The following is a 15,323-nucleotide window of genomic DNA, read 5'->3' as shown; positions in this document are numbered from 1 at the left end:
AGCGCCTCGCCTTCCCGAGGTCGAGCACCTCGCTGTCGCCGCCGAGGACCATCGGGATGATCTCCGCCTCTACCGCCAGACGCCTGGCCGTTCCGGCGGAGATCGGCTGCTCGATACCGTCGATCTGGGCTTCCCCCAGGCCCGTCATGAGTTCGTCGAGGCCGATCCGCACGATCATCGTCGTCGTCACCCCCGGCCCGAGGCCCGGGACGGTGCGGTCCGTGCAGGAGAGTCCGTGCCGGACGAGGTCAACGATCGCGTCGGCGCGAAGCTGCGGGAACGTGCGCGGGTCAGGCAGCTCATGGTTCTCCCCGCACTGGTCAGGGTCGTGCGCCGCGGTGTCGTGACCGGTGTCGGTCGTGTCGGGCACGGCCTCCGCCTCCCGCATCCGCACCCCGCGGATCGCGTTGCCGACGTGCGCGTCGACCCAGGCGTCGACGAACCCGGCCGAGAGCGGGTCGGCGTCGAACACGTAACGCACCATCCCGTCGCGCCGGTTGATCCGATGCCAGCCCCGCTTGGCGACGAGCTGCTCCTCCCTTGGCTCGATACCATCCGTGTCGAGCCGGTCCCGGGTGCGGATCGCAAGCTTCCGCACCAGATCCGCCGGATTCTCGGTGGCGAACTCCACCAGAGCCTCCTCCGCGAACGCCAGATCCTCCGGGTTAGCGTTCGCCCTAGCCTGCTCCAGGTTCGACATGATCGCCTCGGCCGCGTCCACCGGGATCCGGCCCGCAGAGAGCGCCTCGGCCACCGCCGGGAACGCGACCGGCAGCCGTTCCCCCAGCAGGGTCACCGGCGTCGCCGTCGCCGACCCGACCCGACACAGGCGGCTCGCCTCCGCCACCGTGATGCGGCCGATATCGGCCAACAGCATCGCCGCCGTCGCATTCCCGGTGCGCTTGGCCAAACCCTCCTGCCCGAGCGACGGGCGCGACCGCTCCACGACCTGCCCGGCCAGTCTGGTAAGCAGCGCGTCATTCTCACGCTTGACCGCGAAACCCGCCCTAAGCGCCTCCAGCAGACCCGCATCGCTCATCCCGATCGCGTCGTTCTCCGCATCGGATGCGCCCCCGACCGGCTGGGCGAAGTTCAACGCACCCGCCCACGCATCGGCGAGCGCGCCGACCAAGGCGACCACCGCATCCGTTGAACCTGACATACCCTCACAGTAAAGGTGACCACTGACATTCCGACCCTCTACCGATTCCCCACCCCACCAGCGGATACACCCTGTGGACAACTCCGCTCGGAGCGCCCCTGTGGAGGAAGCGACACAGGGTGCAGGTGCTGTCGCCGATACCACCCCGGAGGCTCCCCTGTGCAGCCAAAGCGACGGGCGACGGATGCCTGGGCGGAACGCGTGGGACCGCTCGCCCCGCAATCCCCGTCTCAGCGCGTGCCGATTAGCGCAGCGCGGTTCCGCTCGTACTTCCCCTTGCCGATGACGCGCCAGATGACACGCACCGGCGCCGGCAGGTGTGCACGCAGCCAGGCGTCGCCGCCATCCGGTTGGGCCGCGAGGATCGCGCCCAGCTGCATGAAGGTCTTGCCCTTGGGCGTCGCCTTGCGACCGTGCTCAGACAACCCGTCGACCTCCGGTTGCGTGAGGGTGGTCTCCATCACCGGCACGATATGCGTCTCCTCGTCGGGCAGGTGCACGGCGAGCGCCGCGTTGATCCCGTCAAGCGCTGAGACAACGGATGCCGCATCCGCCGCCCGGCCGCTCGCCCGCCAGGTCGGCAGGCTCGCGTCGAGCTCCTTGAGGTGCGCGAGCATCGCCGCGTGCTGCGCCTTCATCCGTTCGACGTGCGTCGCGCACGACGGGGCACGGGTTTCGAGGCGGTCCCACACCATCGTGTCCTCGCCCTCGTGATGCGCGTGCAGCGCGGTGGAGAGCATCGCAAGGTGGTCGCCGACGACGTCAGCATGGGCGGCGTCGCTGTCGGCGACGCCGTCGACCAGCGTCGGGCCTTCGCGAAACCCGGCCCGGAACATCCGGTGGATCTCGGCCATGCCGCGCGCGTCGCAGGTCTTCGTAGTGGCCGATCCGTCGTCGGGTGTGCCGCCGCTGGAGGGCAGCCGAGTTGCAGCCATGATGCTCCGATCGTCATCGATCATTCGCCGGAACTGTACTGCGTCTGCCCACCGGCAAGCAAGAGCCCTACGCGATGGCGAGCACCAGAAATAGCGCGGCCAGCACAAGTGACACCGGCGTCATCGTGAACCGCTCGGGCTTGCTGCGGGAGATGCCGTTCATGACCACGCCGAGCGCGAAGTAGCCGGCGAGTACCCAGGTCGCCACGGCGATGAACGTCGCGCTCGGAACGAGCGCGATGAGCTGCGCGCGTTCGAGCGCGACGCCCGAGAACGCTGCGTAGAGCACGACCGACACGGCGCTGCCGATGCGGAGCCGCGGCGGCAGCACGACGTGCTGACCTCCCCAGGCGAACCGGCCGAAGGGAAGCCCGGCGACGAGGCCGAGCTGGAAGACGGCGAGGAGGCCGAGAACGGCACAGACCAGCACCGCGGCAACGCTAGGTGTCATGAGCGAAATCATAGGGACCGGGGCCGAAAACGGGCAACAGACAGGGAAAACACGCCGGCCCGCTAACGCTGTCGCATCAACTACGCTCGCATCATGGCTCCCAGACCCGCGCAGACCCGGGCGCGGGAACCGCTCCGGGCGAGAACCCGTCGAGAACGCGGAGCCGCGAGCTACCTCGTGATATTCGCCCTCCTCGTCGGATACGCGACTGTCAGCGTCCGCTGGCCCCTGCCCCCTTGGGTAGCCGCGATCTACGTCGTGGCGAGCGTCGCCTGCTTCTGCGCGTACGCCGCCGACAAGCGCGCGGCGCAGGCCGGGCGGTGGCGGGTGTCAGAGAACACGCTGCTATTTCTGAGCGCCATCGGCGGATGGCCGGGCGCCATCGTCGCGCAGCAGACCCTGCGCCACAAGACCAAGAAGGCCAGTTTTCGCTTCGAATTCTGGGTAACGGTGGTGGTGAACGTCGTCGCCTTCATCGTGTTCTGCACGCCGGTGTTCGCGCTCCTGACGCGAGCACTGTCGCACCTGGCGACGTGAGCCTCTCACTTCGTCCGTAGACATGCGGAATCAGGGAAGCTGCCATCATCTTCAGCCCATCCGATCGACACCTCTCCTATGCTCCCGGTCAACCGCCACAGCGCCAACCGCACCTCGAAGGTAGATCCTGAGGACTTCCGTGGCTGACGTACAATCCAGTGTTCGGCCCGAGGTGCCCTAGGCGGTTGCCTCGGCGATCGGCACGCGCAGGTGCCGCGCCGCGTACAGCGCCGCCACCGACGGTGTGCGGCTCTGCGCCTGAACGCAATGCAGCAACACCGTGCGGCCTTCCGCCCGAAGCGCTGCGATCGCATCCGCTGCGTCCAGCAGCACGTCGTCGAGGTTCGGATTGTGCGCAGCGTCGTCGTTGTCGATCAGCCACTCCTCCACCCGGTTCGACTCCTCGATCACCGCGGGAACCTGCGCCGCCCCCACCCGGCAAAGCGACACGACCGCGTCGACGTCATCGGGAAGCGTGTCGAGGGCGCCCACGGCTCCCAGCCACACGCCCGGGTCATGCGGATGCTGCACCAGCGTCGACAGATCCCCGTAGCCCGTGTAATCCACGCGTTCGCCGCCCGTGCCATGGTCGGGCGCGACCGCCTGCAGCGCCAGCCGCACCAAGTCTCTGCCACGCAGTCCTGGCCAGCCGTGGATGATCCGCCGCCACTCCGCAGGCACAGCGGATGCGCCCAAAACCCTGTCCAGATTACGAGTAATGGGCGTTCGCTCTACGGCAAGGGGTACGCAGATCGCGGGGATTGTGGCGTTGGCATTCAACTGGTTGGCGGTGCACCCATGGAGCACATAACGTCTGCGTGAGCCCATGATTGGGGCTACCTACCCGCGAACCACACATCTATGGTGTGCTGGGGGTTGAAATGACACGGTTTTTTGGAACGCCAGCAGACGTGCATGTGGGGCAGCAATTCATCGATCGTAGAGAGCTTCACGATGCTTACGTCCACAGGCCTCTCCAGGCAGGAATCTCAGGCACAGCAGCAGAAGGAGCCGACTCCATCGTCGTTTCCGGTGGATACATCGATGACCAAGATAATGGTGACTACATTCTCTATACCGGCCACGGCGGAAATGATCGTGGTACCCGGCGGCAGATCGCGGATCAGAGCCCAACGGCAACTGGAAATGCGGCGCTCATCACCAGCATGGTCAACGGCTTTCCTGTGCGCGTCGTCCGCGGCGCGCACAAGAAGTCGGCCTACGCGCCGCTCGCCGGATACCAATATGCAGGGCTTTTTACGGTCAGCAATTACCTGACCCACCCGGGCAGGGACGGCTTCCTAATAATCCAATTCAGACTCGACCGGCTGGCAGAGCAGCCTCCTCTGGTTACTCGCGGACCGGCTGAGAGCGATCCAGCCTTCGCCACAACAACCGTGTCGAGACGGGTACGCGACTCCGCGCTCTCCCGCGAGATCAAAGCGCAATACGGGCATTCGTGCCAAGTGTGTGGAACCGCCGTTCCCGCATCTGGCGATCGACTCTATGCAGAGGGCGCTCACGTGCGCCCCCTCGGACGCCCCCATTTGGGCTCCGACAGTATTCTGAACATCCTCTGCCTATGCCCGAATCACCACACTCAACTTGACTTTGGAGGCATGGTTATCCTCGACGACATGTCGGTGGCACCCACCAAGACCCTAAAGCCGTTCGCAGAGCTCACGTGGCGGCGGGGGCACCGCATCGACGCGGAGAACGCTGCGTATCATCGGGCGCTTTGGGTTCAGGCCGTGCAGGAATCACTGGAGACTTCAGCGGCGTGACGCCGTTTAGAGTCCAGTGTTGACCATGCCAACGCCCTAGGCAGCACACTCGTGAGCACCAGCCAACGTTCCGAGCTGCATGGGTGCTAACGAATGCGCTCTAACTCAGCGACGCCGGTTCCATAGGCCGCGGCTCAGACGGCGCGAAGGCCGACCGAGGGCTAGACGCCATTTCGCTTTGCGCGCGTGCCGCTCGGCCAACAATGCCTGCTTCTAAGTTGGTGCCGAAGTGTCCGTTCCACTCAGACTGCACGCGCCCTATCCGAACCTCACCGCTCGGAAGTATGCACCGAGAAGCGCGGTGAGCAGGGGCGGCCCCGCGAGGACCGCGCCTGCGATCAAAAGGAGACCGCAGGTGAACGACCAGACGCGGCGCCGGAACTGGGCGCGCTGCACCTCATGGTGGAGCTCCGCGAAACGTTCGCTTGAATCGCTAAAGCTTGGGAGCGCGGTCGACGGCCATGTGGCCGGGTCATCCATGACCGTCGTAATTTCTCTGAGTTTGGTCTCTGAGAAAACGGAGGTGCGTTCTGTCAGCCACCTTCGAAGTCGAGTGGCTCTGATCACTGTCACGCGTTCGGGTTTCGTCTTGATCGTCAGCGACTTGGGGTTGACTAGAACCAGCACGGGCTGCACAGCAGGGATTTGCGGCATCCGCTGTCTCAGCAGCTTTGTGACTCGCTTAGCCTCGAATTCCGCGTTGCGGATGTGGCCCTGCTTCTGGCCGGAGACCATCAGTGTCGACCCTGCGACCCACACCGCCTTCTTGTTGTGGTGCTTCGTGTTGATCGAGAACACGCCACCGGGCCCGACCACCATGTGATCGATGTCGGAGCCCTTTGTGCCGATCGGAAGGGAATGGAACGCCTTCCATCCATCGGGCAGGGTCGCGAGTATCTGCCCGACGATCAGCTCGCCGCGGGCGCCTTCGTACCAACTGACGCTGCCAGCTGCGAGCGGGGAGGCACCGAAGAAGCGAGCCAGCGTCGAGCGCGGCTTCCTTCCTAACTGCTGCCGCAACAATTCCTCGATCACCGCTTGCCCGGGTGCGCGGTCCCCCATTGTCGCTTTGTGAACTGGCATTGATTTCCTAACCCCGGGATCGAACCTAGCGGAGACGACGCACCACAAGGCATCCCCGCTACGGGCGCAACCAGCGAGTGGCGTTCAAAACGTGGGCGAAGATGGAGGTCCAAGCGTCAGTTGGGAGGAGCCGCCCATATGGGACTGCGAGACCGAGGAATGCGAGCAAGAATGAGGCAAGTCGATCCTGCGACCGCACGAATCGAGGTTGTCGCTGCCGTGATCGTCTCCGGGGGGAGGATTTTCTGTTGCCGGCGAGCAGCCGACCGCTCTGCGGGCCTGAAGTGGGAATTCCCGGGCGGCAAAGTCGAGCGCGGCGAGAGTCCACGTGATGCTCTCGTTCGCGAACTGAGGGAAGAACTGGATGTCGTCGTCAATGTAGGCGAACTCATCCACCGTGGAATGACGACCATCGGAGAAACTCTTATCGAATTGAGCTGCTTTGCGGCCACCCTCGCCGGCGCCGCACCCGAACGTAGCACCGACCACGACCAGCTCGGCTGGTTCCTTCCCCAAGACCTGATCTCGCTCGACTGGGCAGCACCAGACATTCCCGCTGTACACGAAGTGGTGCAACAGTTCGCCGCGGATTGACGACTCGATCTCCCCCACCCCCGAAGTAGCGTCTATCGCCGTTTCTCGCCGCGCCAGTACCGTTGTCCGGAAGACCTTCGGTCTGCCTAAAGGAATGACTTTGACGCAGCCAGACGCTGGATGGTACAACGATCCCGACGACACGACGAGTCTTCGGTGGTGGAACGGCGTCTCCTGGTCCGAGCAAACAAAAGAGCGGGTGAAGCAGGCCGGCCCCACCATCGCCGAGCCTGCCGCCATGGCTAGCGGCGGCAACTTCCCTTCGGTGGCGCCGTACGTTCCCGGAAGCAGCTATGCGGCCACGGCCCCGAGAGACCATCGCCCCAACCGTAAAGAGAAGGACAGGCAAACGCGCAAGAACAACCCGATGGCGTACACCGGGCTGTTTCTCTCGGTCCTCGCCTTGCTGATCAATCCTCTGGCTCTGCTCAGCGTCCTTGGGATCATCTTCTCGGCCATCGGGCTGGCCAAGTCGCATGAATTGGATGGCTTGAGAGTCCGTGTGACAGGCAAGGGCACCGCCATTGGCGGCCTGATCGTCGGAAGCATCGGAGTCGTTCTGTTCGGCTGGTTCTTGACGCACTGACCGAGGGTGGATACCACCCAGTAGTGGGAAGGCACGAAGCCGCGTCATCCGCCCGACTGAAGAGGGGCAGAGGTAAGCTCTCCTCCCGAGGTTGGGGCACGCGGCCTTAGGCTCTGAGCATGACGCGTCGAATGGCAGATCCGACATTCCTAGCTCAGCAGCGCGGGATGATCTATGCGCCTCAGGTCAAGGCGATCAACGAACTTTGCGATCAGCTGATGAAGGAACTGACTCGCTTCAAAGTTCCCTACGTCGCGCCGCACTACAACGCGGAGACAGCACGGATTCTCGCGCTCTCATCCAATCCAGGGCCGCAAGCGGGCGGTGAAAAGGGTTCGGGATTCCTTTCGATTGAGAATAACGACGGCTCGGCCGAACGCATGGGAGACATTTGGAACTCAGTGGGTCTCTCCGACGCGGACGTGCTGCCTTGGAATGCCTACCCGTGGCACGTTCATGAGAGTCATCCCAACGGGCTGACAACGGAACTCATTGACGCCGGCTTAGAGCCTCTCAAGCGAGTGCTTGAGCTCTACCCCAGAATCAGTGCAGTGATCGCGCACGGCGGCGATGCTCACCGAAGCATGAGGCGCTTTGTGCGAAAAAATGATTTCGCAAGTTTCGTCCACGAGCGTGGTATCAGGGTGTGGGAAACCCGTCATACGAGCAATCGCGCGTACATTCTCAGTACGCATGACAAAGCGGCCGCCCTTGACGCCGTTCGGAAGGCATACCGCGAGGCCATGCGGTTCGTCGGACTCACCCCGATACGTGCGTCTCCCCCAGCGCGAGTCACGAGCGTCGAGAGCCGGGGGTGGGCGTCCGGAGAACTGTCAGAGATGGCGAAGGTCGTCGATGTCCTCTCGCGCGAAGAAAGCGGACGATTGATCGCTACCTTCGTGGAAGAACTATCACCAGCAAAGCGCAACGCCCTGCTGACCGAACTGATTGTTGAGCATTTCTTGGGCGCCAGCTAGAAATGGAGTGCGATTCCCTGCGTTTGGGCGGTCCGGCAGGCAATTGAACAGACTTGGAGGAGCGCACTTAGCCCTTGATCAACTGCACCAAGCCGTGCTCGCCGACGACCGGAATGCCGTAGTCATGAGCCTTCCTGGCTTCCCGGACAAGGGATCGGTGTCCGCGGCTACCACGAACTTGACCTTCTTAGTCACGGCTTCGCACGGCATGAACCCCGCTGCTTGCAAGTCTCCGTGCCAAGTGTTGCCAGGCCGCCGCATATAGCCGTCAGGCACGGAAAGAATCAGGATAGTAATGACTGTTGAGATGAGGTAGACAAAAGCGGGCATTGGCGTCTGATCGTTTGGGCGTCGAAACCGTTGGAGTTTGGCCTACCACGAGGACGCGCGAATGCTGTCGATCTAACGCCCGCAGGTTCATGAGAAGAGCGGAGCGTTCCTCTTTAGAGGAGGATCGGAGCAATTCGACAGTAGAACTTGCAACGGGCCCTTTTCAGCAATTACAGACCCCCGTGCTGGTGGCATCCCGATCTGCGAACTGCCGTTGGTCGCTTCGGAGGCCAGCTTGGGGCGTCCGGGGACAGCACCTGGTTCCCTGACCTACCATGGGTCGAAACGCTCGATCGTTCACGGGGAGTCACCATGGTTCAGGTCCGAGTTCTCGGCATAGCACTGGACGCCGCCGGGCAGCACGTCGTTCTTTTGAATCCCGTTCTCGAGCATTCCGATGCCCATCGCGTCCTGCCGATCTGGATCGGTCCGCAGGAAGCAACCTCCATCCTCGTCGCCATCGAGGGCCAGGAAGTGCCGCGCCCGCTGTCGCACGATCTCATGAAAACATTGCTCGACACCCTCGGTGCTCAAGTCGAGCGCGTGGAGGTGACTCGCATCGACGAGGGCACCTTCTATGCCGAGATCACCCTCCTCACCCCGAACGGCCGGCGAACAGTAGACGCTCGGCCCTCCGATGCCATTGCGCTCGCCGTGCGCACGGCGGCGGAGATCTGGGTCGCCGACGACGTGCTGAACGATGCAGGAATCCCGGCCGAGTTCGCTGATCCGCGCCCCGACGAGGAGAAGCTCGAGGAGTTCAAGGAGTTTCTCGAAGACGTCGATCCGGAGGACTTTCGCGGCTGAGCCTGCCTCGACTCGCATCATTGCCCGGCGCTCAATGCGGCGACGGCGGGTGCCAGGCATGCCATGATTGACCCAGCCAAGGTGTTGCACCTCGCGCCATACCGGGATGCGCGGGCTCGGTGCGATGTGGGAGGAGATCCGTGCCCAGACATAAGGGTGCGACGACGTGGGACATCGTCTTCGGAGCGCCTTTTGTCGTCTTCGCCCTCGGCCTCATGGCCTACGGCATCTATCAATTGCTCGGTTCGACGCCGACCTCGTGGGCGCTCGCGCTGACCTTGATCGCTAGCGTGATAATTTGCGGTCCGTTCCGGATGCACGTGGGTCGCGTTCCCGGCCTTCCGCTCCTGGGCGTGGCCATCACGATGCTGGCGATCCAACCCGAGGAAGGGTCCCCCGGGCTGGGTGTACCCATCTGGGCGGTCGGCCTGGTCATCTCTCAGACGATCGCGGGACGCAACCTCCCGCAAGCCCTGTACTGGGCGGGACTGAGCTCCGCGGTCGCCTTCGTTTTCGTGGCGGTGCAGTCGGGCCTGGCGACCCTGGGCGTCCCGCTGCTGCTGAGCTTCCTCATCGCGACCGCCGTCTTCTACACACTGTTCCTGTTGGGCGAGTTCACCCGCCAGCGGGGCCGCTGGGGGCTGGACCGTCGATTCGGACTCTCCGCACTCAGCCCCTACCGCGTCGGGTTCGTCGTTCTCGTGGCCACCGTCGCGGCCACGCTCGTCACATACGTCGGCTCGTCGGTCATCCCCGGGCTCGATCCGGATGCGCGCCTCACACCGCTCGTGCTGCTGCTGACGGCGCTGCTGTTCTACGCGGTCGCCCAGCGCACGCGGTTCATGAGCATGGAGCGCCGGCTGAGCGCGATCGTGGATGCGGCCATCGACCTGCCACGCGACGACACCGGCGGCGGCCTCGCCGCCGCACTCACGAGCCGGGCGCTGTCCATCGTGGAGGCCAACGACGTGGAGCTCCGTGGTCGAGCGCCCGAGCAGAACGAGATCGGCGCGGCGGTGAGCCTCACGCCCGGCGTCGAACAGTACGTGATCGCGTCCCGCAAGCGGGGCAAGGCGCCCTTCGCTCCGGGCGACGAGCGCGCGCTCGTCGCCCTCGCTCATATTGCGAGCGAGGCCGCACGCATCCGGCACAACGTCGACACCCTCGAGCAGCGGGCGAACACCGACCCCCTCACGAACCTGCCCAACTACAGGGCCTTCCAAGAAGCACTCGTCGAGGCCAACGAGAACCGCCCGTACCACGAGGGCATCGCGGTGCTGTTCATCGACCTCGACGATTTCAAGAAGATCAACGACAACCGCGGGCACCATGCGGGAGACGAGCTGCTGCGGACCGTCGCCGACCGGTTGCAGGCGGCGTCGGGCGGCGGAGACTTCGTGTCGCGGATCGGCGGCGACGAATTCGTCGTCATCCTCGCTGACCTGGTGTCGCTCGCGCACGCGAAGGAATCCGCCGAACGCATCGTCGCGGAGGTGAGCCAGCCGCTCGTTATCGATGGCCATGACCTGCGCCCGGCCGTGAGCGCGGGCCTCGCGTTCTCGAGCCATCGCGAGCTCGATGCGCAGACCCTCGTAGTGGATGCCGACCGCGCCATGCTGCAGGTCAAGCGTTCGCGTCACCACGGCGGCCGCGGCGAGCGCAGCAGCGTGAGCATCGCCGCGCACCGCTCCACCCGCACGAACGACATCGTGGCGAGGGCGATCCGCGACAACAGGCTCGGTCTCGCGTTCCAACCGATCGTGAACATCGACGAGGGCACGATCTGGGCGTTCGAGGCGCTCGTGCGCTACGTCGACCCGGAGCTCGGTCCCATCTCGCCGCCATCGCTCGTAGCGCGGGCCAAGAGTCTCGGCCTGATGAACGAGCTCACGAGGCAGGTGGTCACGAAGGCACTCCACGCGGCCGAGGAATTCCACCGGCTGGAGCCGGGCATCCGCTGTATCACCGTGAACATCGAATTGGGCCAGATCAGCGAGACTGAGCTCGGGCCGTTCATCCGCGACGCCGCCCGCGCGCATCCCGATCTCTCGCTCTGCATCGAGCTCAACGAGCACTCGCTTCGCTCTGTCACCGCCGACCTGCGGCGTGAGGCCGAGCTCATGCAGCAAGCGGGCGTCACCATCGCCCTCGACGACTACGGCTCCGACGACTCATCGGTGGGCGCCCTCGTGCGCATTCCGATGGACATCCTCAAGATCGACAAGGGGCTTATCGACGACCTCGACGATGTGCGTCAACGCGAGGTCATCAAGGCCCTGCAGGGCTTCGGCGACAACCTGGGCTTCACGACGGTCGTCGAAGGCATCGAGACCCACAGCATGGTCGATGTCATCGTCGAGCTCGGCGTGCGCAGCGCGCAGGGCTACTACTACGGCAGGCCGCTCTCGTTCGCTCGCACGGTGGACCGCCTCCGGCGGTGGGGCACCCGCGCTGAGCTCGACTGAGGATTCAGTCGGACTGCGACTGCGGCGTCACGTCGATGCCGCCACTGAGCCGTTCGATGCCTTCCTCGGGCACGAACGCCGGGTCGGGCTCGATGAAGGCATCGACAACGCCCATGAACGCGAGGGACGCAACCGACCAGGCTTCGACGCCGTTCTCGACGGGTAGGTCGAAATGAGCCTCCACGAGGGCGGGAACGGTGGTGCGGACGATGCCCAGTCCCTCGATGACGGATGCTGCGGCCACCACAAACGGCTGGTAGTCGTTCTTGAACACAGGCTTGAGTCGGTAACCGATCGTCGGCAGCACGTTGCGGTAGAAGCTCTCCATCGTCTCGACGAAGGACAGCTCGCTGGCTCGAAGCGCATCGAGCACCCGCGTCCTCGCATCGCCTTCCGGCCACGACAAGATCGTCACGGAAAGCGCGGCATAGGTTCGCCACTTGCTTGAAGCGGTGACCGCGTCGAAGTTGTACTCCGCGGCGGAACGGGTGACGTCGATCAGAACCCTGCGGCGCCCCTCGATCGAGTGGAAGTCGTCGACGCGCATGCTGAGGTACTGCCAGGTAGACAGCAGCGTCTCGGAGTCTGCCCGGTCGATCTGCGCCTGGTTGGCCAGTTCGCACAACAGATCGGTGAGGAAGGCGTCGCGCGTTGGCCAGATCTGGGCGAATTGTGCGGTGGTGACCCCCGCATCCGTTGTGAGCTTCTCGATGAGCGCCTCGTCAACGCCAAGCGAGAGACCGACCGACTCCACGTGCTCGGTCGCGCTGTGCAGAACCTTGGCGCGCACGCCGTCGAGACCCGGTCGGGGCCGCAGGCTCGCCGTCAGGTTCCACTTGCCTCCCGGCATCGTCGCCCCAATCGCCAGGTCGTCGTCGGTACATGGTACATGCTAGCAATTCGCGTCGGCCGGGCGGAGGCGCAGGTCGCTGCCAAGGCGCCATGACTCGGTAGGGCAGAATGGGGCGTCGGGGAGCGTTCAAGCTCACGACCCGCGCGGATGCATGAGCCATCTGTAGGAGCGGTGGTATCTGCGGAATCCAGGAGGATCACGGCGTTGTCTCACGTTGATCGCACGGTCTCAAACCACGAGGTGATTCCTGTCATCGACTCTGCCCTCTTCTCTGAGGAGCCAGGGGCGCGGATGGCCTGCGGCGTTCTCGCCGTCAACGGTGTGCCGATCACCGGCCTCGCGGCGGAGTACGCGGCCCACTTTCAGTTGCGCAGAAAGGTCTACGTCGATCAAACCGGCCAGTTGTCTGCGAGCGAGATCCACGAGGATGGCACCGATCGCGATGCCGACGACGCACGCTCGGTCACCTTCGGTGTGTTCGAGAACCACGAATCGGGGGTGCGGGTGGTCGGCGTGGCCCGACTCATCCTGCGGCGAGGCGAACGGCCCCTTCCGATTGAGAGCTTCTGCCCCGACGCCTTCGCCCACGGCGACCTCACGGGCACGAGCGTCGAAGTCTCGCGCGTGATCGCGCGCCACGAGAGGGCCGCCCTGCAAGATCTGGTGCAGTGGCATCTCTTTGCGCTCATGCTTGCGTACATCGCGAACCACGACCTGGAACGCACGTTCGCCATCATCGAGCCCTGGCTCGAGCGCCATCTGAAGGCCGCCATCGCCATCGACCGCATCGGCGAGGTGCGATACGTCGAGCATTACCTCGACTACAACGTGCCGGTCGAGATCGACATCCCCACATCCATGGAGCGGGTGAACGCTCGAAACGGCGGATTCATTGATCGCTACCGCGCTGCGGAGCCGGACATGACCTACGTCGGACGCGTGCCCGAGCGTTCCCGCGTCTCGAGCGTCGTCTGATGGCGAGAACCGCATCCTCGCCGGAATTCTCGCGCAATTACGGATTCTGGAACGAGGACGAACAGCGCGCACTCATGGCGGCGCGCGTCGCGATCGCCGGTGTCGGCGGAGATGGCTTTCAGTTGGGGCTGAAGCTCGCCAGGATGGGCGTCGCGCGGTTCAGCATCGCCGATCCGGAGGTCTTCGAGCCGGAGAACGTCAATCGCGTCGCGGGAGCGACCACGTCGTCGATCGGCCGGGACAAGGCGGAGGTGTTCCGCGAGCGCGTTCTCGACATCAATCCCCACGCCGAGGTCGAGACCTTCCACTCCGGTGTCACCGAGGACAACATCGAGTCGTTCATGGACGGGGCATCACTCGTGCTCGACGAGTCGGAACTGACGAGGCCGGAGATCGGAACCCTCATCGCGCGCCAGGCGAGGAGGCAGGGAATTCCCGACCTCCTCGTGATGAATGTGGGATTCGCCGCCCAGGTCACGTCGTTCGCCCCCGCGTCGACGTGGACCTTTGAACGGTTCATGGGTTTCACCCCTGCGACACCGCTCGCGGAGATCGCCGCAGCCGGAGTCGATCTCTCCCGCTGCCTTCCCTACATTCCCGCGTACACGGACCTCCGCTCGCTGACGGCCGTGCAGGGCGAGAACGGTGCGCCGCCGGCGTCGCTGCCATCGATCTCGATCGGCGTCGACCTCGCCTCCGCGATCGGCAGCGCCCAGGCGTTCCTGCACCTGACCGCGAAGGTGTCGAACCGCCGCCGCTCGCCCGTCTGGGCACCTCGCGTGGCCTACACCGACGCATACACGCTGCGCACGCGCACTCTGCGGGCCGGCCCGTTCTCCCACTGGCGCCACTTGCTGCTGACCGCAGGCCGGCAGCAGCTCGGGATGAATCCGCTCGGCAGTTACACGGTCGCCGACATCGCCCGCCGCAGTTCCTGAAGCTCGCACTCGCTCGCTGCACCACGATGAGGAGAAGACCGACCTGTCGTGACGTACGACAAGATCGTGCCCGGAAGCCGGCAGAACCCGTCAGTTCGACTCAAACGGGTTCACGATAGTCACTCCTGTGTCGGCGAAATCGCGGACGTTTCGCGTGGCGATCATGGCGCGATGGACGAGTGCAATGCTCGCGACCTGTGCGTCGGGAACGGAAATGGGCCGACCCGCTCGTTCGCGGCTCGCAACAAGAACTCCATACCGGTCGGCAGCTGCCGAGTCGAAGACCAGGATGCGCTCGTCGATCTCGCTGAAGAGCAGGTCAGCCCGTTCACGCAAACCAACCTGACGACGGCCGCGCGGCAACCGCTCGATTCCATACCTGATCTCAGCGCGGGTGATCGCCGTGGTGAAGAGTTCGGGGCCGGATACCGTGGCGAGCCATGGTTCCAACCGCTTCGCGTCGTCGGACATCAGCGCGGAGAACACGTTGGTGTCGACGATGATCATTCGGCTAGCTCAATGGGTCGCTGAAGCGCGGTGCGGTCAGGAAGGTCAAGTTCAACATGCGCCTCCGCGAAATGCTTGCGAACAGCGGCAGCCAGGTTGACCGGCTCTGCATCCCCTAGAACGGATTCTGCCAGCACAGCCCGTGCTTCTGCCTCCATGGAGCGGCCGTGCAAGGCAGCGCGCTCGCGCAACCTGGCGTGAACTTCTGGATCAAGATTCCGGACCGTCAGCATGGGCATGTGGCTCACCTCTATCCACCATTGTAGCCAATGCATGCATTGCATGCACGCCGCCCGGGCCAGCAACCGCGCTCCCGGAGCATCGAGCGACGGCCTACGG

The 15,323-nt window shown here is 64.6% G+C and carries 17 protein-coding genes; 9 read left to right on the top strand and 8 right to left on the bottom strand.

The genetic code is table 11. The annotated features are described in order from the left end of the window. The 3 genes from EEJ31_RS04975 to EEJ31_RS04965 form a co-directional block, all read right to left on the bottom strand. Window positions 1–1,162: DUF222 domain-containing protein (locus tag EEJ31_RS04975; protein WP_148040130.1), on the bottom strand; the 1,162-nt coding region annotated here is incomplete at its 3' end. A 230-nt stretch (window positions 1,163–1,392) separates the two neighbouring features. Beyond that, the gene (locus EEJ31_RS04970; RefSeq protein ID WP_233563739.1) at window positions 1,393–2,121 is read right to left on the bottom strand and encodes a hemerythrin domain-containing protein; all 729 of its coding nucleotides are present in this window, start codon (window positions 2,119–2,121) and stop codon (window positions 1,393–1,395) included. A 43-nt stretch (window positions 2,122–2,164) separates the two neighbouring features. After that, window positions 2,165–2,548 (bottom strand): hypothetical protein, encoded by a 384-nt coding sequence (locus tag EEJ31_RS04965; protein ID WP_123045172.1) that lies wholly within the window; start codon window positions 2,546–2,548, stop codon window positions 2,165–2,167. A gap of 93 nt (window positions 2,549–2,641) precedes the next feature. Here EEJ31_RS04965 and EEJ31_RS04960 point away from each other — a divergent pair, with 93 nt between their 5' ends. Further along, window positions 2,642–3,085 carry a DUF1294 domain-containing protein gene (locus tag EEJ31_RS04960; RefSeq protein ID WP_123045171.1) on the top strand — a complete coding sequence of 148 codons (444 nt, stop codon included), beginning with the start codon at window positions 2,642–2,644 and terminating at the stop codon, window positions 3,083–3,085. Window positions 3,086–3,262: 177 nt separating this feature from the next. Here the strand turns inward: EEJ31_RS04960 and EEJ31_RS04955 are convergent, their stop codons facing one another. Next, entirely contained in the window at window positions 3,263–3,706 is a 444-nt protein-coding gene (locus EEJ31_RS04955) for a protein-tyrosine phosphatase family protein (RefSeq protein WP_148040129.1), read from the bottom strand. A gap of 245 nt (window positions 3,707–3,951) precedes the next feature. Here EEJ31_RS04955 and EEJ31_RS04950 point away from each other — a divergent pair, with 245 nt between their 5' ends. After that, window positions 3,952–4,869 (top strand): YDG/SRA domain-containing protein, encoded by a 918-nt coding sequence (locus tag EEJ31_RS04950; protein WP_199727278.1) that lies wholly within the window; start codon window positions 3,952–3,954, stop codon window positions 4,867–4,869. A gap of 258 nt (window positions 4,870–5,127) precedes the next feature. On the opposite strand, the gene EEJ31_RS04945 is transcribed toward EEJ31_RS04950, so the two are convergent. Then, window positions 5,128–5,931: a nuclease-related domain-containing protein gene (locus EEJ31_RS04945; protein ID WP_158603903.1), complete on the bottom strand. Its 804-nt coding sequence runs from the start codon at window positions 5,929–5,931 to the stop codon at window positions 5,128–5,130. Window positions 5,932–6,123: 192 nt separating this feature from the next. Between EEJ31_RS04945 and EEJ31_RS04940 the strand changes: the two genes are divergently transcribed. The 5 genes from EEJ31_RS04940 to EEJ31_RS04920 all read left to right on the top strand — a co-directional run bounded on the left by EEJ31_RS04940 (window position 6,124) and on the right by EEJ31_RS04920 (window position 11,711). Next, window positions 6,124–6,546, top strand: coding sequence for a (deoxy)nucleoside triphosphate pyrophosphohydrolase (locus tag EEJ31_RS04940; protein WP_123045168.1), 423 nt, complete (start codon window positions 6,124–6,126; stop codon window positions 6,544–6,546). Window positions 6,547–6,646: 100 nt separating this feature from the next. Beyond that, a complete protein-coding gene (locus EEJ31_RS04935) occupies window positions 6,647–7,132 on the top strand; it encodes a DUF2510 domain-containing protein (protein WP_158603902.1) in 486 nt (161 codons plus the stop codon). A 119-nt stretch (window positions 7,133–7,251) separates the two neighbouring features. After that, complete coding sequence (locus EEJ31_RS04930; RefSeq protein WP_123045166.1) at window positions 7,252–8,109, top strand: uracil-DNA glycosylase; 858 nt, start codon at window positions 7,252–7,254, stop codon at window positions 8,107–8,109. Between the two features lie 642 nt (window positions 8,110–8,751). Further along, window positions 8,752–9,246, top strand: a complete 495-nt coding sequence (locus tag EEJ31_RS04925; protein ID WP_123045165.1) for a bifunctional nuclease family protein — start codon at window positions 8,752–8,754, stop codon at window positions 9,244–9,246. Window positions 9,247–9,386: 140 nt separating this feature from the next. Beyond that, on the top strand, window positions 9,387–11,711 hold the full coding sequence (locus tag EEJ31_RS04920; protein WP_148040128.1) for an EAL domain-containing protein: 2,325 nt from the start codon (window positions 9,387–9,389) through the stop codon (window positions 11,709–11,711). A gap of 4 nt (window positions 11,712–11,715) precedes the next feature. Here the strand turns inward: EEJ31_RS04920 and EEJ31_RS04915 are convergent, their stop codons facing one another. Further along, window positions 11,716–12,561: a hypothetical protein gene (locus EEJ31_RS04915; RefSeq protein ID WP_123045163.1), complete on the bottom strand. Its 846-nt coding sequence runs from the start codon at window positions 12,559–12,561 to the stop codon at window positions 11,716–11,718. A 207-nt stretch (window positions 12,562–12,768) separates the two neighbouring features. Here EEJ31_RS04915 and EEJ31_RS04910 point away from each other — a divergent pair, with 207 nt between their 5' ends. Next, window positions 12,769–13,539 carry an N-acyl amino acid synthase FeeM domain-containing protein gene (locus EEJ31_RS04910; protein WP_123045162.1) on the top strand — a complete coding sequence of 257 codons (771 nt, stop codon included), beginning with the start codon at window positions 12,769–12,771 and terminating at the stop codon, window positions 13,537–13,539. Next, entirely contained in the window at window positions 13,539–14,477 is a 939-nt protein-coding gene (locus EEJ31_RS04905) for a ThiF family adenylyltransferase (RefSeq protein WP_123045161.1), read from the top strand. Before EEJ31_RS04910 ends, EEJ31_RS04905 begins: the two co-directional genes overlap by 1 nt. A gap of 90 nt (window positions 14,478–14,567) precedes the next feature. On the opposite strand, the gene EEJ31_RS04900 is transcribed toward EEJ31_RS04905, so the two are convergent. Beyond that, complete coding sequence (locus tag EEJ31_RS04900) at window positions 14,568–14,984, bottom strand: type II toxin-antitoxin system VapC family toxin (protein WP_123045160.1); 417 nt, start codon at window positions 14,982–14,984, stop codon at window positions 14,568–14,570. Continuing rightward, window positions 14,981–15,223, bottom strand: a complete 243-nt coding sequence (locus EEJ31_RS04895) for a FitA-like ribbon-helix-helix domain-containing protein (RefSeq protein WP_123045197.1) — start codon at window positions 15,221–15,223, stop codon at window positions 14,981–14,983. The genes EEJ31_RS04900 and EEJ31_RS04895 overlap by 4 nt, the downstream gene beginning before the upstream one ends. Window positions 15,224–15,323 lie beyond the last annotated feature (100 nt).

The sequence above is a fragment of the Cryobacterium tepidiphilum genome, from assembly GCF_003716325.1.
Taxonomy (GTDB): domain Bacteria; phylum Actinomycetota; class Actinomycetes; order Actinomycetales; family Microbacteriaceae; genus Cryobacterium; species Cryobacterium tepidiphilum.
This window is presented reverse-complemented; position numbering and strand designations above follow the sequence as displayed.